The sequence below is a fragment of the Chromobacterium sp. genome (assembly GCF_041912965.1).
Classification (GTDB): domain Bacteria; phylum Pseudomonadota; class Gammaproteobacteria; order Burkholderiales; family Chromobacteriaceae; genus Chromobacterium; species Chromobacterium aquaticum.
Genome location: NZ_JAYSGF010000060.1, coordinates 1 through 18,770 on the forward strand (window position 1 = coordinate 1; position 18,770 = coordinate 18,770).

17 protein-coding genes are annotated in these 18,770 nt (G+C 64.5%); 12 read left to right on the forward strand and 5 right to left on the reverse strand.

The window, feature by feature from the left end:
• Nucleotides 1-597 (reverse strand): recombinase RecA (recA, locus tag ACE3QM_RS21265; protein ID WP_374424681.1); only part of this gene is annotated, 597 nt, incomplete at its 3' end.
• A 309-nt stretch (nt 598-906) separates the two neighbouring features.
• Here recA and hrcA point away from each other — a divergent pair.
• From hrcA to recR, 6 genes are all read left to right on the forward strand, one after another.
• Nucleotides 907-1,929 carry a heat-inducible transcriptional repressor HrcA gene (gene hrcA, locus ACE3QM_RS21270; RefSeq protein ID WP_231463597.1) on the forward strand — a complete coding sequence of 341 codons (1,023 nt, stop codon included), beginning with the start codon at nt 907-909 and terminating at the stop codon, nt 1,927-1,929.
• 49 nt (nt 1,930-1,978) lie between these two features.
• On the forward strand, nt 1,979-2,989 hold the full coding sequence (mltB, locus tag ACE3QM_RS21275; RefSeq protein ID WP_048409833.1) for a lytic murein transglycosylase B: 1,011 nt from the start codon (nt 1,979-1,981) through the stop codon (nt 2,987-2,989).
• A 76-nt stretch (nt 2,990-3,065) separates the two neighbouring features.
• On the forward strand, nt 3,066-4,949 hold the full coding sequence (gene dnaX, locus ACE3QM_RS21280; protein ID WP_374424683.1) for a DNA polymerase III subunit gamma/tau: 1,884 nt from the start codon (nt 3,066-3,068) through the stop codon (nt 4,947-4,949).
• 7 nt (nt 4,950-4,956) lie between these two features.
• Nucleotides 4,957-5,295 (forward strand): YbaB/EbfC family nucleoid-associated protein, encoded by a 339-nt coding sequence (locus ACE3QM_RS21285; RefSeq protein ID WP_231462848.1) that lies wholly within the window; start codon nt 4,957-4,959, stop codon nt 5,293-5,295.
• A 72-nt stretch (nt 5,296-5,367) separates the two neighbouring features.
• Nucleotides 5,368-5,829, forward strand: coding sequence for a hypothetical protein (locus tag ACE3QM_RS21290; protein WP_374424686.1), 462 nt, complete (start codon nt 5,368-5,370; stop codon nt 5,827-5,829).
• Between the two features lie 5 nt (nt 5,830-5,834).
• Entirely contained in the window at nt 5,835-6,437 is a 603-nt protein-coding gene (gene recR / locus ACE3QM_RS21295) for a recombination mediator RecR (RefSeq protein ID WP_048409836.1), read from the forward strand.
• Nucleotides 6,438-6,529: 92 nt separating this feature from the next.
• On the opposite strand, the gene hcnC is transcribed toward recR, so the two are convergent.
• The 4 genes from hcnC to ACE3QM_RS21315 all read right to left on the reverse strand — a co-directional run bounded on the left by hcnC (nt 6,530) and on the right by ACE3QM_RS21315 (nt 10,816).
• The gene (gene hcnC / locus ACE3QM_RS21300; RefSeq protein WP_374424688.1) at nt 6,530-7,792 is read right to left on the reverse strand and encodes a cyanide-forming glycine dehydrogenase subunit HcnC; all 1,263 of its coding nucleotides are present in this window, start codon (nt 7,790-7,792) and stop codon (nt 6,530-6,532) included.
• A gap of 2 nt (nt 7,793-7,794) precedes the next feature.
• A complete protein-coding gene (locus ACE3QM_RS21305) occupies nt 7,795-9,192 on the reverse strand; it encodes an NAD(P)/FAD-dependent oxidoreductase (RefSeq protein WP_048409838.1) in 1,398 nt (465 codons plus the stop codon).
• Entirely contained in the window at nt 9,189-9,467 is a 279-nt protein-coding gene (locus tag ACE3QM_RS21310) for a (2Fe-2S)-binding protein (protein ID WP_374424690.1), read from the reverse strand. The genes ACE3QM_RS21305 and ACE3QM_RS21310 overlap by 4 nt, the downstream gene beginning before the upstream one ends.
• Nucleotides 9,468-10,117: 650 nt before the next feature.
• Nucleotides 10,118-10,816, reverse strand: a complete 699-nt coding sequence (locus ACE3QM_RS21315; protein ID WP_048409840.1) for a GntR family transcriptional regulator — start codon at nt 10,814-10,816, stop codon at nt 10,118-10,120.
• A gap of 325 nt (nt 10,817-11,141) precedes the next feature.
• On the opposite strand from ACE3QM_RS21315, the gene ACE3QM_RS21320 reads away from it, so the two are divergent.
• The 6 genes from ACE3QM_RS21320 to ACE3QM_RS21345 all read left to right on the forward strand — a co-directional run bounded on the left by ACE3QM_RS21320 (nt 11,142) and on the right by ACE3QM_RS21345 (nt 18,690).
• Nucleotides 11,142-12,143, forward strand: coding sequence for a 4-hydroxyproline epimerase (locus tag ACE3QM_RS21320; RefSeq protein ID WP_374424692.1), 1,002 nt, complete (start codon nt 11,142-11,144; stop codon nt 12,141-12,143).
• Between the two features lies 1 nt (nt 12,144).
• Nucleotides 12,145-13,389: an FAD-binding oxidoreductase gene (locus tag ACE3QM_RS21325; protein WP_048409842.1), complete on the forward strand. Its 1,245-nt coding sequence runs from the start codon at nt 12,145-12,147 to the stop codon at nt 13,387-13,389.
• Nucleotides 13,390-13,654: 265 nt separating this feature from the next.
• Complete coding sequence (nhaC, locus tag ACE3QM_RS21330) at nt 13,655-15,061, forward strand: Na+/H+ antiporter NhaC (protein WP_048409843.1); 1,407 nt, start codon at nt 13,655-13,657, stop codon at nt 15,059-15,061.
• Between the two features lie 53 nt (nt 15,062-15,114).
• The gene (gene dapA / locus ACE3QM_RS21335; protein WP_048409844.1) at nt 15,115-15,990 is read left to right on the forward strand and encodes a 4-hydroxy-tetrahydrodipicolinate synthase; all 876 of its coding nucleotides are present in this window, start codon (nt 15,115-15,117) and stop codon (nt 15,988-15,990) included.
• Nucleotides 15,991-16,001: 11 nt separating this feature from the next.
• Nucleotides 16,002-17,483 (forward strand): aldehyde dehydrogenase, encoded by a 1,482-nt coding sequence (locus ACE3QM_RS21340; RefSeq protein ID WP_374424695.1) that lies wholly within the window; start codon nt 16,002-16,004, stop codon nt 17,481-17,483.
• A 73-nt stretch (nt 17,484-17,556) separates the two neighbouring features.
• Nucleotides 17,557-18,690: a branched-chain amino acid ABC transporter substrate-binding protein gene (locus ACE3QM_RS21345; RefSeq protein WP_231462827.1), complete on the forward strand. Its 1,134-nt coding sequence runs from the start codon at nt 17,557-17,559 to the stop codon at nt 18,688-18,690.
• The last annotated feature ends 80 nt before the right edge of the window (nt 18,691-18,770 follow it).

Consider the following 18,770-nt stretch of genomic DNA (forward strand, 5'->3'; position numbering starts at 1 on the left):
CTTCATGCGGATCTGGTTGATGAAGATCACCAGGGTGTTGGTGCGCTTGATGTTGCCGGTCAGCTTGCGCAGCGCCTGGCTCATCAGGCGGGCTTGCAGGCCGACGTGGCTGTCGCCCATTTCGCCTTCGATTTCAGCCTTGGGCACCAGCGCGGCGACGGAGTCGATCACGATCAGATCGACGCCGCTGGAGCGCACCAGCATGTCGCAGATTTCCAGTGCCTGCTCGCCGGTGTCCGGCTGCGAGATCAGCAGGTCGTCGACCTTGACGCCCAGCTTTTGCGCATATTGCGGGTCCAGCGCGTTTTCCGCGTCGATGTAGGCGCAGGTGCCGCCCAATTTTTGCATCTCGGCCACCGCTTGCAGACACAAGGTGGTTTTACCGGACGACTCCGGGCCGTAGATTTCCACCACGCGGCCGCGCGGCAGGCCGCCGACGCCCAGCGCCAGGTCCAGACTCAGCGAGCCGGTGGAGACCACCTGCAGGTTTTCGTTGATCTGGTTGTCGCTCATGCGCATGATCGAACCCTTGCCAAATTGTTTTTCAATTTGGGCAAGGGCCGCGGCCAACGCTTTGCTCTTGTCTTCGGATGCCATGCTGTCTCCAGTGTGGGGGGCGCTAAACAAAATGAATGCTCGGCCAGCGGCGGCCCGCGTCCATGGCGGCGGGGAAAACCCGATGCCGGACAGGGGTTTGCGCGGCGCGGGGGCGGATCCCGCCACGCTCGCGCTTGCCGCGCCGATAGCCGAAAAGATGCCGTCGATTATCTCATAAAGCCTTGGCCAACGGCAGAGCCGCTTGCCGGCGCCACCGTCCTTCGGGACGGGCGCGTGGCGATATTGCTTGAAAAAGTTGTGATTGCGACCACTTTTACAAGTGTCCACCCTGTGTACAATGAAACCATCATGATGAACGAACGCGCGCAACACCTGCTCAAGGTCCTGATCGAACGCTATATCGTCGACGGCCAGCCGGTGGGGTCCAAAACCCTGTCCATGCTGCCCGGCATCGAGTTGTCGTCCGCGTCCATCCGCAATGTGCTGGCGGAGTTGGAAACCATGGGATTGATCGTGGCGCCGCACACCTCGGCCGGCCGGGTGCCCACCGCGCGCGGCTACCGCGTGTTCGTCGATCGCCTGCTCACCATCCGGCCGCTGGAAGAAGCGGCGCTGCACGAGCTGGAATTGAACCTACAGCCGGACAGCCCGCAGCGCATCGCTCAGTCGGCGTCCTCGCTGCTGTCCGAATTGACCCATTTCGCCGGCGTGATCGTCACGCCGCAGCGCTCCGACATCGCCTTCCGCCAGATCGAATTCCTGCGCCTGTCCGAGCGGCGCGTGCTGATGATCTTGGTGACGCTGGACGGCGATGTGCAGAACCATCTACTGACCACCGAGCGCGACTACACCCCGTCCGAGCTGATCGAGGCCGGCAATTTCATCAACCAGCATTACGCCGGCCAGGGCCTGGCCAGCATCGCCAGCCGCGTGGCGGACGAACTGCGCCAGTTGCAGGGCGATATCGCCGAGCTGATGTCGGCGGCGATACGGCTGGGGCAAAGCTCGATGAACGCCAGCAACGCCGCGGTGGTGGTGGCGGGCGGCAACCGGCTGCTGGAGGTCAACGACCTGTCCGACGACTTGTCGCGGCTGCGTCAGCTGTTCAATGTCTTCGAACGCAAGACCGAGCTGCTGAAGCTGCTGAACCAGGGCCGGGACGCCCAGGGCGTGAACATTTTCATCGGCGAGGAGTCTGGCGTGGTAACGTTGGACGAATGCTCGGTGGTGACCGCGCCTTATCGCATCAACGGCCAGGTGGTCGGTGCGCTGGGCGTGGTCGGCCCCACCCGGATGGCCTACGAGCGGGTGATTCCCATCGTCGACATCACCGCGCGGCTGGTATCCAGCGCCTTGTCGTTCCGGGCGTGATGCGCGCGCGGTCTTGCAACTTGAAAACAGCTATCACTTTTCTTCGCCTATGAGACTCTTGTGCAAACTGGCCCCGCTGGCGGCCTTGTTCTCCTTCCAACTGGCCCAGGCCGACGCGGCCTTCCTGGCGCGCCCGGACGTGCAGCGCTATATCGACGAGCAAGTGGCCAGCGGTCAGTTCAACCGCCCGGAACTGGAGGCGGTGTTCGCCAATGTCGAACTCAAGCCCAATATCATCAAGATACTGGACAAGCCGTCCACCTCGCGGCCCTGGTATCAATTCCGCAAATCCACGGTGGGCGAGCAGACCATAGCCGACGGCGTGGCCTTCTGGCGCGCCAACGCCGCCGCGCTGACGCGCGCGGAACAGCAATATGGCGTGGCGCCGGAGGTGATCGTCGCCATTCTGGGCGTGGAATCGCATTACGGCCGCAACACCGGCAGTTTCCGCCTGGTGGACGCCTTGTCCACCATAGGCTTCGATTATCCGCGCCGCGCCGAGTTTTTCCGCAAAGAACTGACCGAGTTCCTGCTGCTGGCCAAGGAAGAGGGCAAGGACCCGCTGACGCTGAAGGGCTCCTACGCCGGCGCGATGGGCTGGCCGCAGTTCATGCCGTCCAGCTTCCGCAAATGGGCGGTGGATTTCGACGGCAGCGGCCATCGCGACATCTGGAGCGACTCCGACGACGTGATCGGCAGCGTGGCCAATTACTTCCAGCGTCACGGCTGGCGCCATGGCGCCGACGTGATCCTGCCGGCCAGCGTGCAGCCGGGGCCGCAGATCGATCAGTTGGTCGCCGATAAATTCAATCTGCACTACACCGTGGGCGAGCTGAAGAAAATGGGCGTGACGCCGCAGGCGCCGGTGGCCGACGACGTGCCGGCGGTGCTGGTGCCGCTGGAGACCGCGCCGGGCGTGACCGAATACTGGCTGGGGCTCAATAATTTCTTCGTGATCACCCGCTACAACCGCAGCACGCTGTACGCCAAGGCGGTGCAGGAAATCGCCGATCAGCTGCGCCTGCGCTATCTGGCCGGCCAGGCGGCGGCTCAGCCTTGAAACCACGCGCCGCCCGCCGCGGCGGCGGCGCGAAACCTGTCGCCACGCGCGGCGATTGCCATTAAAATCCGCCCCCATGAGCTATCAAGTCCTTGCCCGTAAGTGGCGTCCCAAGCGCTTTGCCGACCTGGTCGGCCAGGAGCACGTGGTGCGCGCCTTGACCAATGCCCTGAAAGAACAGCGTCTTCACCACGCCTACCTGCTGACGGGGACGCGCGGGGTGGGCAAGACCACCATCGCCCGGATTCTGGCCAAGAGCCTGAACTGCGAAACCGGCACCACCGCCGAACCCTGCGGCGAATGCTCGGCCTGTCGCCAGATCGACACCGGCCGCTTCGTCGATCTGCTGGAAATCGACGCCGCGTCCAACACCGGCATCGACAATATCCGCGAAGTGCTGGAAAACGCCCAGTACGCGCCGACATCCGGCCGCTTCAAGGTCTACATCATCGACGAAGTGCACATGCTGTCCAAGAGCGCCTTCAACGCGATGCTGAAGACGCTGGAGGAGCCGCCGGCCCACGTCAAATTCATCCTGGCCACCACCGATCCGCAGAAAGTGCCGGTCACGGTGCTGAGCCGCTGCCTGCAGTTCTCGCTGCGCAATATGACGCCGCAGCAAGTGGCCGGCCACCTGGCCCACATGCTGGACGTGGAAGGCATCGCCTACGAGACGCCGGCGCTGGCCTTGCTGGGCCGTGCCGCTTCCGGTTCGATGCGCGACGCGCAGTCGCTGCTGGACCAGGCCATCGCCTATGGCCTGGGCGAGGTGAAGGAAGACGGCGTGCGCGCGATGCTGGGCGCGGTGGACCGCCGCTATCTGTACGCCTTGCTGCAGGCGCTGGCGGCTGGCGACGGCCCGCAGCTGATGGCCGAGGCCGAACAATTGGCCGAGCGCGGCATCAGCTTCGACAGCGCCCTGACCGAGTTGGCGGTGCTGCTGCAGCAACTGGCGCTGCTACAGACGGTGCCGCAGGCGATTGCGGCGGACGAGCCGGAGCGCGAAGCGCTGCAGGCGCTGGCGGACGCGATCGCGCCGCAGGACGTGCAGCTGTATTACCAGATTTCCATCCATGGCCGCAAAGACCTGGCGCTGGCGCCGGACGAGCACGCCGGTTTCAATATGACCCTATTGCGCATGCTGGCCTTCCATCCGGTCAACGCGCAGCCGGAAGCCGCGGCGCCGCGCCCGGCCGCCGCCGCGCCGGCGCGGCCCAATCCGCCACCGGCCCAGGCCGCTGGCGGCGGAGTGTCGCCAGCCGCGCGCGCCTTGCAGGCCGCCGGCCTGAGTGCTCCAGCGCCGCGTGCCGCGCCGCAGCCGGCCGCCGAGGACAGCGCTCCGGCGCCGGAACCCGAACCCGAGCCCGCGGCCAGCCCCGCCCCGGCCCCGATCCCGGCCGCCGCGCCGGCAAGCCCGCCGCCGCGGCCCGCGGCGCCAGTGGCCGGCGAGGAAGACGAGGACAAGGCCGGCGATGTCGGCCCGGAGGATGTGCCCTGGGGCCAGGGCGCGGCGGCGGACGAGGAGATGCCGTCCTATCTGCAGGCGCCGCCGGAGGAAGCGGTCGATTATGAGTTCGACGGCGACTGGCAGGCGCTGGTGACCGAGTTGGGCGTCAAGTTGGGCGCGGCGCGCATGCTGGCCCATAATGCGGTATTGAAGGATTGGAGCCAGCACAGCCTGGCGCTGGCGGTGCCGGAAAGCTTCCGCCACATGACCAGCCGCGATTATCAGGACAAGCTCAAGCTCGCCTTGCGCGAGCGTTTCGGCCGGCCGGTGGAGTTGACGGTGACGGTGGAGGAACTGGGCCTGGAAACGCCGGCGATGAAAGACGCCCGCCATCGGCAGGAGCAGTTGGACATCGCCCGCGAGAATATGAAAAACGATCCGGTGGTGCAGCAAATGGTGCGTGAATTCGACGCGACGCTGCTCATCGAAACCATTCAACCCGTTAAGGAGTGAAACGATTATGTTTGGCAAAGGTGGTATCGCCGGCCTGATGAAGCAGGCCCAGCAAATGCAAGACAATATGAAAAAGGCGCAGGAAGAGCTGGCCAAGGTGGAAGTGGAAGGCCAGTCCGGCGCCGGCATGGTCAAGGTGGTGATGACTTGCGCGCACGATGTCAAGCGCGTCAGCCTGGACGACAGCCTGCTGGAAGACGCCAAGGAAGACAAGGAAATGCTGGAAGACCTGATCGCCGCCGCGCTCAACGACGCGGTGCGCAAGGTGGAAGCCACCACTCAGGAGAAGATGTCCGGTTTTTCCGCCGGCTTGAACCTGCCGGCCGGCATGAAGCTGCCGTTCTGATCGCAGCGGCTTCGCTATCCGGATGGCTCGGCGCGCGCCGGGCCATTTTTGCGTTGTCCGATGGAGGCCGCGATGCGCCGATTCGCTCATTTCACCGTGCGTAGCCGGCTGCGCGCCGATGCGGACCAGGTGTGGGCGCACGCCACCAGCGCCGTCGGCATCAATGCGGAACTGGGGCCCTGGCTCCGCATGCGCTTGCCTGGCAATGCGCTGCCCGCCGGGCTGGCGCCGCCGGCGCGTATAGGGCGTTGCTGGATCCTGTTGTTCGGCCTGCTGCCGGTGGAGTATGACGAGCTGGAGCTGACGCGGCTGGAGCCGGGCGCCTTCGACGAGCGTTCGACCATGCTGACCCAGCGGCGCTGGCTGCACCGGCGGCGGGTGCGCGCGGTGGCCGGCGGGTGCGAAGTGGTGGACCGTGTCGGCTTCGCGCCGCGCGCGCCGCTGCTGCTGCTGCTGCGGCTGCATTACGCTATTTTCCACTTGGTCTTTGCCTGGCGGCATGCGCGCCTGCGCCGCCGTTTTTCCCGATTGTGAACGCGATGAAGAATCCTCCCGCCCTAGACCACCTGATCTCCGCGCTGAAAGTGCTGCCCGGCGTCGGCCCCAAGACCGCGCAACGCATGGCCTTCCATCTGCTGCAACGCGACAAGAAGGGCGCGGACAAGCTGGCGCGCGCGCTGGACCGTGCGCTGACCCAATTGACCCACTGCGAGCGCTGCAACACCTTCAGCGAAACGCCGCTGTGCCCGATCTGCGCCGACGAGGAGCGCCGGCAGGATTTGCTGTGCGTGGTGGAGATGCCGGCGGATCTGCTGACGCTGGAACAGGCCAAGTGCTTCGACGGCCTGTATTTCGTGCTGATGGGCCGCATCTCGCCGCTGGACAATGTCGGCCCGCGCGACATCAATCTGGACAAGCTCTTGGTGCGGGTCCAGGACCAGGGGGTGGAGGAGGTGATCATCGCCACCAATTTCACCGCCGAGGGCGAGGTCACCGCGCACATGATCGCCGAACTGCTGAAGGAGCGCGGCCTGAAGGTGACGCGCATCGCGCGGGGCATGCCGGTGGGCGGCGAGCTGGAGTATGTCGACCTGGGCACCTTGGCGCAGGCGGTGTATGAACGTCGCGGCGTTGGCCAGTAAGAGGGTGGACTCGGCTGGACAAAAAAAGCAGGCCGGACTAGCCGGCCTGTAACAGAGGAACATCTGGGAACTGGTTTGTCTTTGACTGGCTCTTAGGCCGGCATCAGCTCGGCCGCGGCCGGTTTGACGGGTGCGGCGTGAAAACGGTCGGCGAGGAAGGGACTCACGTCCAGCGGCGGCGTTTCGCCGCGCACCAGCGCGTCCAGCATCACCCCGGTGATGGCCGATGTCAGAATGCCGGTGCGGAAATGGCCGCAGGCGTTCAGATAGCCGTCCACGCCCTGCATCGGCCCCAGGATGGGTAGCTCGTCCGGCGAACCGGGGCGCAAGCCGGCCCAGCAGCGCTTGATATTGATGTTCTTCATCTCCGGGAGGCAGCGGATCGCGCCCTTGACCAGGCCGGCGATTTCCGGATAAGTGTTGCTGACGTCGAAGCCCTTGTCCTCGGTGGTGCTGCCGATCAGGATTTCACCGTTGTCCTTCTGCGCGATATAGCAATCGCTGGTGGTGATGCAGCCGCGCAGCAGCTTGGGCATCTTTTCCGATAGCACGATCTGGCCCTTGACCGGTTTGACCGGGATGCTGACGCCGGTCGCCCATTGGCTCAGCTCGGCGGCCCAGGAGCCGGCGGCGTTGATCAGGGTGTGGCAATGGAATTCGCCGGCTTCCAGCGTGCGCACGCCGGTGACGCGCGAGCCTTGCTTGAGCACGCCGGTGACATTGGTGTTGAAGAACACGTCGACGCCGTTCTGGCGCGCCGCCTCGGTGTAGGCGTCGGTCAGGCGGAAGGGGCTGACCTGGTGGTCGCACAGGAATTCCAGCGCGCCGGTGGCTTCATGGCTGATATAGGGCTCGTTTGCACGCAGCTGAGCCTGGTCCACCCAGCGCACCTGGTCGGACAGATGGGGGATCTGCGCGGCGATGTGTTCGGCGTAGAGCTGATCTTCTTCATCGTAAATCACGAATTTCAGCCCGGTTTCCTCGAACTTGAAATCCATGCCGTGGTTTTCGATCAATTCCTGATGCAGGGCCGGATACAGCGCATTGGAAGCCAGCGCGAAATTGAAGAAGGATTCCGGCAGGATGTGCGGGGTGCTGGCGTCCACGGCGATGGCGGCGCCGGCCGCCTCGCGCTTGTTCTTGGCCGAGGTCATGCGGAAGAAGATCACGCCGCAGCCCAGGCCAACCGATTCGCCTATCGCCCACAGGCCGCCGGCGGACGCGCGCGAGGCGTTGCCGGGGCGCTTGGCGTCGATCAGCGCGATTTTCAGATCCTTGCGCTTGGACAGTTGGTAGGCGCAAGAGGCGCCGATCACGCCGCCGCCGGCAATCACGATATCGTATTGTCTGCTCATGGTCAGGCCTCTTCGGTTTCGGTTTGGAAGGCGGAGAACGGCAAGGGGTCCAGCGGGAAGCGCGGACGGATCCAGCCCACATCGGCCTTGCCGGTATGTTCGCGCAGCCGATCGCTGCAATAGCCGACGCACATCTTGCCCTGGCAATCGCCCATGCTGACGCGGGTGCGCATCTTCAGGCTGATCAAATCCTGCACCCCCTGTTCCAGCGCGGTGTCTATGTCCTTGCGCAGCGCGTTTTCGCAGCGGCAGATCACGGTGTCTTCGCGCGGCAGCGACAGCTGGCCGCTGCCGCGTTGGGTGAAGCTGTCGATGCCGACGCGGAAGCGCAGTATCGCTTTCAGTTCGGTCAGGTAGCGCTGGCGGTTCTTTTCGGCCAGCTCGGCGCTGATCGCGCCGCGTTGCTTGAGGATGGACTGGGCGGCGATGCGGCCGCTGAGCATGGCGGCTTCGCCGCCGCGCAGGCCGCCGATGTCGCCGGCCAGGTGGATGTGGCTTTCGCTGCTTTGCTGCCAGCCGTTGATTTCCGGCTTGAGGAAGCCGTCGGAGTCGTAAGCGTGGCGGAGGCCCATTTGCTGGGTCAGCTGGGTGCGCGGGATGAAGCCATAGCCGACCGCCAGGGTTTCCGTGGCCAGGTTGACGGCCTGGTTCAGATCCGGCGTCCAGTTGTCGTCGTAAGGCGCGACGGTGACTTGCTGCAATTCCTGCTGGCCGCAGGCTTCCACCACGCCCCAGCCGTAATGCAGCGGGATGCCGTGCAGTTTCAGGTAGGCCAGCATGCTCAGGCCGTCCAGGAATAGCTGCGGCTTATTGAGCATGGCCAGGGTTTCCTTGGCCATGCGGCTGAAGGAGCAGGCTTCGTAGACCCCTTGCACGGCGGCGCCGGCGCGGTGCAATTGACAGGCGACCAGCGGCAGCAGCGGGCCGGTGCCGACAATGGTGGTGCGGCCCAGCGGCTTGACCACGCCGCTCTTGATCTGTAATTGCAGGCCGCCCAGCATGATCACGCCGGGCAGAGTCCAGCCGGGGAAGGGCACGCTGCGCTCGTGGCAGCCGGCGGATAGCAGCAAGTGCTCGAAGTCTATCTTCTCCACCTTTTCTTCCGCGTTCAGCGCGTACAGCCATTGGCCGGCCTCGCCGCCGACGACGCGGCTGTTCAGCTTGACGTCCACCGCATGGGCGACCTCGGCGAATTCCGCGTGCAGGGCGTGCATCGCGTCGCGATAGCGCTCGCCCAGATAGTCCAGGGTCACGCCCTGGCGCAAGGGGCCGCGGTATACCACGCCGCCAAGGCGGGAGGCTTCATCCAGCAGGGTGCAAGGCAGGCCGTGCTTGACCAGTTCGATGGCGGCGGCCATGCCGGCCGGCCCGCCGCCGACGATGACGGGGCGCAAGCTCATTGCAAGCCCTCCTGCTCGATACGATTGGCTCCGGTTTCCACCCGCATGCCAGGCTGTACCACGGTCTGGCAGGCGCGGCGCTTGTAGCGGCCGTCGATGCGCACCAGGCAGCAATGGCAAACGCCCATGCCGCAGTAGGAGGCCATGGTTTGCTGATTGTCGTTGCGGGCAACGCGGCGCAGGCCGATGGCGTTGAGCACGCTGAGCACGGTCTCGCCCTGGGCGGCGGCTACGGTGTCGCCATTAATGTTTATGGCGATCTGATTATCATTCAATTCTTGAATGTCATATTTTCTGTCTAAATGTGGCATCACAATGGCTCATTTTGTTTCAGCTGACACGATAAGAGGTGCCGGATGGAACGCGGGTCCGACAGTTGCTTCCGGCGGCGGGCGATTTCATGTTGTCAGGCAATCGTCTGACAATCGGGCTATGCGCTGAAATTCATAGCCTAATTATGATGAATCGCTTTTTAATTGTCGTGAGCATTGTTATCGCATTGTATGGATACAGGCAATGTACAGTTTGGTGTGATCAGATGTGTACAGATTGGGGTGGGCAGGACTGTGTGGGGTGGTGTGGGGGTATGATTTTTGTTTGTTAAACAAAGCGGTAAGCCTATGGGAATCAATATCGCTTTGTCTGGGGAATATGTTTTGCTGTTATTTTGATGCCTATAGCATTTTCAAAACTGTGCATTATTTGATAATAATCAAACGATCAAAACTGTAATGTCAATAGAGCTATTTTGAATATAAGAAAAGTATTCATATTGACTATCTGGGTATGGCAAACCTTGCCGATCAAGGTGGGCTCACGGTCGGTAAACTGGATGGGATGAGAAGTGAGTCGTCGAATCGCGGCGGCCATCAGCGATCGATAGGCGTGACAGGACATGGTCATGCAATGTGCCCAGGATGTGGGCTCAGGCCTGTCTGGCCGCCACGCCGCGGCCGCTTTCCCCTTGGTGTGTCTGATGCCAGGCTTCCAGCGCCTCTTCGGCGTTGAGGATGTGCTGTCGCAGAAAGGCAGCGGCGCTGACCGCGTCCTTGCGGCGGCATAATTCCAGCATCTCGCTGTGCTCGCGATGGGCGCGGTCGCTGAAATTGGTCAGCAGGATCTGCATCCGGGTATAGCGATCGGTGCGGTTGTGCAGTTGCTCGATCAGCGCCAGCGTTTGCGGTCGATTGGCCGCCTGGTACAGCGCCAGGTGGAAACGACAATTCAGAATCCCCCAGGTGCCGACATCGCGCCTATGCAGCGCATCCTCGAACTGGGCGAGGAAGGCGCCGGCGGCGTCCAGATCCGCCTGGGTCTGCCGCGGCACCGCCTCCAGCAGCATATCGCATTCCAGCAGCACTCTGACGCGCAGCAATTCCAGCACTTCCGGCAGCGATAGCTGGGCGATCACCGCGCCGCGCCGCTCGGTGATGGCCACCAATCCCTCCGCTTCCAATTGTCGCAGCGCTTCGCGCAGCGGCACCCGGCTGACGCCAAGCTCCTTGGACAATGCTTCTTGCCGCAACTGGGTGCCGGCCGGCCATTCGCCCATCAGGATGCGCTGGCGCAATGCGTCGGTGGTGGCGGAGGTCAGGGTCTGGCGCGGCGTGTTGGCTTGAGTCATGGCGGTGTCGGCGGTTTGAACCGGCGAATTATCACAGGCGCGCCCTGGGCCGGCAATGGCTGGCATGGGCCGCATTGGCAATTTTGTATTCAATTTTTGAGGATTATGTATCCATAAAAATGGTATGAACAGCCTGTTTTTATGCTGCGATGCAAGGTGTATAAAACGCAACATAAATTAAAGAATTGATTTTAATGATAAAAATATTGATTTCCATGTAAATGAAAGAATTTTTGTAGGCAAGATCACATCTGGCTGGATGTGAAAATTGTATTCAAAAATAAGCGCGGTTACAGTGAGGCCATCCCAAGCGAGGAGCACGAAGATGGCGGTACATGAATTTGAATGTCTCGATGGCCATACCTGCGGCAACCCGGTGCGGCTGGTGGTGAACGGCGGCCCGCAGCTGGAAGGGGAGACGCAGGCGGAGCGGCGGCTGGACTTCATGCGCCGCTATGACTGGATACGCACCGGCCTGATGTTCGAGCCGCGCGGCCATGCGCAGATGTCCGGCGCTTTTCTGTATCCGTCCACGCGGCAGGACTGCGATATCGCGGTGCTGTACATCGAAACCAGCGGCTGCCTGCCGATGTGCGGCCACGGAACCATAGGCGTGGTCACCATGGCGCTGGAGCATGGCCTGGTGACGCCGGTCACGCCCGGTGTGCTGAATTTGGACACGCCGGCGGGCAAGGTGGCGGCGCGCTACCGGATGGACGGCGACAAGGTCGCCGCGGTGACGCTGACCAATGTGCCGTCCTTTCTCTATCTGCGCGATGTGGAGGCCGAGGTGTCGGCGCTGGGGCGCTTGCGGTTGGACATCGCCTATGGCGGCAATTTCTATCCCATCGTTGAGACTCAGCCGGGCTATCGCGACATGGCCGACTTTTCGCCGGCGCAACTGGTGGCGATGGGGCGCGAACTGCGCGAATACCTGAACCGGCATTACGACATCGTCCACCCGCTGGATCCTAATATCCGCGGCGTGCGCCATTGTCTGTGGACCGGCGCGCCCAAGAACATCGGCTCCAGCGCCGCCAACGCGGTGTTGTACGGCGAATCGGCGCTGGATCGCTCGCCCTGCGGCACCGGTACCTCGGCGCGGCTGGCGCAGCGGCACGCGCGCGGCCTGCTCGCCATCGGCGAGGATTTCGTCCACGAGAGCATCATCGGCAGCCAGTTTATCGGCCGCGTGCTCGAGGAAACCCGGGTCGGCGACTACCCGGCCATCGTGCCCTCGGTGCAGGGCTGGGCGCGCTTCACCGGCTACAACCGCATCCTGCTGGACGATGCCGATCCTTACGTCCACGGCTTCGAGGTGGCCTGAGATGAGCGAGCGAGTCATTGTCGTCGGCGCCGGCGTGGTGGGCATCGCCACGGCGCTGCAGCTGCGGCAGGCCGGCCTGGAGGTGCTGCTGCTGGACCGCGGCGAGCCGGCGCGGGAAACCAGCTACGGCAACGCCGGCGCGCTGGCGGTCAGCGATGTGATTCCACTGGCCGAGCCCGGTGTGTGGCGGCGTCTGCCCGGCTGGCTGCTGGATCCGCTAGGGCCGCTGGCGGTGCGCTGGCGCTATCTGCCCTCGCTGGCGCCGTGGCTGGCGCGTTTCGCGCTGGCCAGCCGGCCGGCGCGAGTGGCGGCCTTGACCCGCGCGCTGGCGGCGCTGCTGAACCGCGCCGCGGCCGATTACGCGCCGCTGGTGGCGCAGGCCGGTTTGGATGGCATGTGGCGGCGGCACGGCGCGCTGACCTTGTATCGCGACGCGGCCGAATTGGAACAGGCCTTGCCGGCGTGGCGGCGCAAGGCCGAGCACGGCGTGGCCTGGCAGACGCTGGACCGGTCGGCGGCGCAGGCCTGCGAACCGATGTTGCAGGACGGCTGGGAGCGCGCGGTCAAGGTGGCGGCCTGGTCCCATGTCGATGATCCCTATCTGTTCAGCCGCGGCCTGTTCGACGCCTTCCTCGCCGCGGGCGGCGCTTTCGAGCGAGTGGAAGCGACCGCCTTGAGCGAGCGCGGCGGCAAGGTGGATGGTGTGGTCTGCGCCGATGGCCGCACGCTGGCGGCGGGAAACGTGATCGTCACCGCCGGCATCTGGAGCGACCGCTTCACCCGGCAGTGTCGCTACCGGGTGCCGCTGGAAAGCGAGCGCGGCTATCACGTCAATCTGCCCAAGGCCGGCGTGGCCTTGCGCCATTTCATCCAGTGCGCCAGCGAAAGCTTCGTGATCCTGCCGCTGGCCGACGGCGGCCTGCGCCTGGCCGGCACCGTGGAGTTGGCGCACCGCGACGCGGCGCCGGATTGGCGGCGCGCCGAAATCCTGCTGGACAAGGCGCGGCGCATCGTCGGCGATTTTTCCACCGAAGGCATGACGCTGTGGATGGGCAACCGGCCGTCGTTGCCGGACACCGTGCCGGTGATAGGCCCGGCGCCGGATCGCCAGGGCCTGTATTTCGCGTTCGGCCATGGTCATCTGGGCCTGACGCTGGCCGCCACCACCGGCGCGCTGCTGTGCGACATGCTGCTGCAGCGTCCCAGCGGCCTGGATCTGCGGCCCTACCGGCTGGCGCGTTTTTAGAACGTGGGCGAGACAAGGCGAAAACGGTTGAAGCAGCGGAATGTACAGGGGGTACATGAGCATTCTGAAAGCGTTTTCAACGCCGTATGGCCCATGCGCAGCAGATCGTAAACAGGTTCTTAGGGCGATTCCCTATCCAAGGCGATGGCCGCGTTTTCGTCTGGTCTCGCGCGCCAGGCCATGCACCGGCTGATGGCCGCGTGGGCCGTTTCCGCGTGTGGACTCGATTCCGCGCGCGGCATAACTAAAGCAGAGGAGAAGCATCATGCAAGCAAGATCGCCACGGTTGCCGAGCGCAATCCAGGTCGTCGCGGTAATGGCCGGCTTCATCGCCATCATGTTCTTGTTCCTGAATGTGCTGGACCTGCCAATCCAACTGGCGCTGTTCAGCAGCTGGTTCCTGGTGATAGGCCTGGGCAATTGGTTGGGCCATAGTTACGACGCGATGCAGCAAGGCCTGATCCAGGGCATTTACAACGGCATGGTGGCGGTGCTGGTGTTGATCACCGTGGGCGCCTTGATCGGCACCTGGATCGCCGGCGGCGTGGTGCCGGCCATCATCTACTACGGCCTGGCCATCATGAGTCCGCAGATCTTCCTGGGCGCGGCCTTCATCATCTGCATGCTGACCTCGCTGGCCACCGGCACCTCCTTCGGCACCGCCGGCACGGCGGGCATCGCGATGATGGGCATAGGCTACAGCTTTGGCATGCCCTTGCCGCTGGTGGCTGGCGCGGTGATTTCCGGCGCCTACGTCGGAGACAAGATGTCGCCGCTGTCCGACACCACGGTGATGACCGCCTCCTTGTGCAAGGTGGACCTGATCGACCATATCCGTTCGATGATGTGGGTCAGCGTGCCGGCGGCGACGCTGACCGCGCTGCTGTTCCTCGGCGTCGGTTTTTTCTATGTCGACGCCGGCCTGGACACCAGCCGCGCGGATCAGGCGATGCAGGCGCTGGCCTCGCACTTCACCATCAATGGCTGGCTGCTGCTGCCGGCGGTGGCGGTGATCGCGATGCTGACGATGCGGCTGCCGTCCATCCCGGTGATCACCGCCGGCGCGGTGATGGGCGTGGTCTGCGCCTGGTGGGCGCAGGACATGCCCGTGCTGGACGCGGTGCGTACCGCTTATTTCGGCAACCGCACCACGTCCGACGTCGAGTTTCTCAACACCTTGCTCAATCGCGGCGGCATCGAGTCCATGCTCAGCGTGATCGCGCTGATCCTGTTCGCGCTGGGCCTGGGCGGCCTGATGGAGCGCGCCGGCATCCTGGAAGTGATCAGCGCCAATTTTCTGCGCTGGGCCAATAATCCGGGCCGCTTGACCGTTTCGACGATTCTGGGCGGTTTCTTCGGCAACTTCTTCGGCGGCGCCGCCTATGTGTCGCTGATCACCGCCAGCACCATCACCGAGCGCAATTACGACTTGCAGGGCATAGAGCGCCGGGTGCTGTCGCGCAATGTCGAGGCCGGCGGCACGGTGACCGCGCCCATGGTGCCGTGGAGCGACGGCGGCGTGTTCATGGCGGCGACGCTGGGCGTGTCCACGCTGCAGTATCTGCCTTTTCTCTGGTACCACCTGCTGGTGATCGCCATCAGCGTGTTCTACGGCTACGCCAATATCGCGATCTGGCGCACTCGTACCGACGCCGCAACGGCCCCGGCTTGAGGCCGGCGGCCATTGCGTTTCACTGGATTCCCACCGCGTAAAGGAAAAACGCTATGCAACAACAAGGCATTCTGGTTCCCATCGTCACGCCGTTCGACCGCGACGGCCATCTGGACCTGGCGGCGCTGCGGCAGCTGGTCGAGCGTTTCATCGAACAAGGCGTCGCCGGCGTCGTCGCCTGCGGCACCACCGGCGAGTATTACGCCTTGAGCGAGGACGAGCGCCGCCAAGTGCTGGAGTGCGTGGCCAAGGCGGGCAAGGGGCGGCTGCGGCTGATCGCCGGCGCCAACGATCTGTCCACCAGCGGCGCGATAGCGCGCGCGCGCCAGGCGGCGGAGCTGGGCTACGAGGCGCTGATGCTGGCGCCGCCGGCCTACAGCTTGCCGGATCAGGCCGGCATCGTTGCCCATTTCAAGGCGGTGGCCGCCGCCAGCGCGCTGCCCATCATCCTCTACAACTTCCCGGCGCGCGCCGGCGTGTCCATAGACATCGCCAGCGTGGCGGAGCTGAGCCGCGAGCCCAATATCGTCGGCATCAAGGAAAGCAGCGGCGATTTCAGCCGCGCGCTGGCGCTGATCCAGGCGCGCTTGCCCGATTTCGAAGTGATCTGCGGTTGCGATGACCAGGCGGCGGATTTCCTGTTCTGGGGCGTGCGCAGCTGGATCAGCGGCGCGGCCAATGTCTTCCCCGGCGAGCAGGTGGCGATGCTGAACGCCGCCAAGGCCGAGGATTGGGCGCGGGTGCGCACGCTGATGGCGGCGATGTATCCGGCTATCCAGGCGATGGAATCCGGCGGCTACAACCAGAAGGCCAAGCTGGGCGTGCGCCGTCACGGCGTGGAGGCCGGCGATGTGCGGTTGCCGCTGCTGCCGCTGCCGGGCGCGGAAGCCAAGGCTTTCCTTGACGCGCTGGCCGCGTTCGATCGTTAAAGGAGACTGCAATGTCATTAAGCAAGGAAGCCGTATTCGAACACGCCCGCGCCGGGCGCTTGTGGGCCGGCCCGTTGATCCCCGGCCACGAAGGCAAGGGCACGCGGCTGGACAACCGGACGCCTATGGACAACAGCCTGATCGGTCATGTCGCCGCCGGCGACGCCGCCGATGTCAACGCCGCGGTGGCGGCGGCGCGCGCCTGCTTCGAGTCCGGCGAATGGTCGCGCCGGCCGCCGGCGGAGCGCAAGCTGGCGATGCAGCGCTGGGTGGCGCTATTGCAAGAACACGTGGAAGAGCTGGCGGCGCTGGACTGCATCGACGCCGGCAAGCCCATCACCGAATGCCTGAACACCGATCTGCCGGCCACGCTGGACACCTTTGCCTGGTACGCGGAGGCGATAGACAAATGCTACGGCAAGGTGGCGCCCACCGGGCCGGATGCGCTGGGCTTCATCGTCAAGGAGCCGATAGGCGTGGTGGGCGCGGTGCTGCCGTGGAATTTCCCGGCGCAGATGTATGCGTGGAAGGTGGCGCCGGCGCTGGCAGCCGGCAACTCGGTGGTGGTGAAGCCGGCCAAGCAGACCTCGCTCAGCGCCTATCGCATCACCCAGCTGGCGCATCAGGCCGGCATTCCCGCCGCCGCGTTGACCCTGGTCACCGGTTCCGGCCAGGCTGTGGGCGAGGCGCTGGGACGGCATCCGGACGTGGACATGGTGTCCTTCACCGGCTCCACCGAGGTGGGGCGTTTATTCCTGCGCTATTCCGCCGACAGCAATCTGAAGGAAGTGGTGCTGGAACTGGGTGGCAAGAGTCCGCAGCTGGTGTTCGAGGACGCCGAGCTGGACGAGATCGTCGACGACGTGCTGGCCGCGGCGTTCTGGAATATGAGCGAGAACTGCAGCTGCGGTTCGCGCTTGATCGTCGCCGCCAGCGTCAAGGACGCCTTGTTGGAGAAGCTCAAGCGGCGTTTGGCCGGCTGGAAGCTGGGCCTGCCCACCGATCCGACGGTGCAGGTGGGGCCGTTGGTGGAGCAAGCCCATTTCGAGCGGGTGAAAGCCTATCTGGAAGCGGCCAAGGCCGAGGGCGCGCGGCTGGTTCATGGCGGCCGCATCCACGCCGAGCTGGGCAGCGGCTGGTATATCGAACCCACTATCTTCGACCAGGTCAGCGCCAAGATGCGCATCTTCCAAGAGGAAATCTTCGGCCCGATCCTGGCGGTGAGCACCTTCGACAGCGAAGAAGAAGCGGTGCGCCTGGCCAATGACAGCGTTTTCGGCCTGGCCGCCTCGCTGTACACCCGCGACGTCAGGCGCGCGCAGCGCGTCGCCGCCGCCTTGCGCGCCGGCACGGTGTCGGTCAATGGCTTCTCCGAGGGCGATATCACCACGCCGTTCGGCGGCTTCAAGCAATCAGGCTTCGGCGGTCGCGACAAGGGGCTGGAGGCGCTGGAGCAATACCAGCAGACCAAGACCATCTGGTATGTGAACTAGTATCCGGCCGGCGCCGCTGCCGCGGCGCCGGTCGTATTCCGCAGCACCGATGTCAAAACAAAGGAGAGACAAGATGAAACCCATTATCCCCCTGCGGGCGGCGTTCGCCGGCGCCGCGCTATTGCTGGGCGTCCAGGCGGCCGCCGCCGAAACCGTGATCAAGATCGGCTTCGCCTCGCCCTTGTCCGGTCCGCAAGCGCATTACGGCAAGGACAATGAAAACGCCGCGCGGCTGGCGGTGGACGAGCTGAACGCGCGCAAGCCGCAGATCGGCGGCCAGCCGGTGCGCTTCCAACTGCTGGCGGAGGACGACCAGGCCGATCCGCGCATCGGCACCCAGGTGGCGCAGCGCTTCGTCGACGCCGGCGTGAAGGCGGTGCTCGGCCATTTCAATTCCGGCGTATCCATCCCGGCGGCGCGCATCTACGCCGCGGCCGGCATTCCGCAACTGTCGGTGTCCACCAATCCCGCCTATACCCAGCAGGGCTACCGCACCGCTTTCCGCTTGGTGGGCAGCGACAGCCAGGTGGGCGCCGCGCTGGGACGTTTCGCGGTGCAGACGCTGAAGGCGAGCAGCATCGTGGTGATAGACGACCGCACCGCCTACGGTCAGGGCATCGCCGACGAATTCGCCAAGGCGGTACAGGCCAGCGGCGGCAAGATCGCTCGTCGCGAGTACACCAATGACAAGGCCAATGATTTTTCCGCCATCCTGACCGCGGTCAAGCCGCTGCGGCCGCAGGTGGTGTTTTACGGCGGCGCCGACGCCCAGGCCGCGCCGATGGCCAAACAGATGAAGCGGCTGGGGCTGGACGCCAGGCTATTGGGCGGCGACATGCTGCAGACCCCGACTTTTCTCAGCCTGGCCGGCGATAGCGCCAACGGCCACTTCGCCGGCATTCCCGGCGGCCAGCTGAACGACAGGCCGGCGGGCAAGGCTTTCCGCCAGCGCTACCAGGCGCGTTTCAAACAGGATGTGGTGCGACTGGGGCCGCAGTTCTACGACGGCATGATGCTGGTGGCCGCCGCGATGCAGCAGGCGGGCTCGGTGGAACCGGCGCGTTATATGCCGGTATTGGCCAAGCTCAGCTACGTCGGGGTCAGCACCGATTTTTCCTTCAACGCCAAGGGCGATCTCAATAAGGCGGCGGTGACGATTTCCGAGGTCAAGAACGGCCAGTGGGCGACGCGGGCGGTGATGCAATAGTCAGGGTGGAATGCACGCCCGGGACCTTAGAACCTGTTTACGATCTCCGGAGCAATAGAGCCAGGAAAGCCAAGTGGATG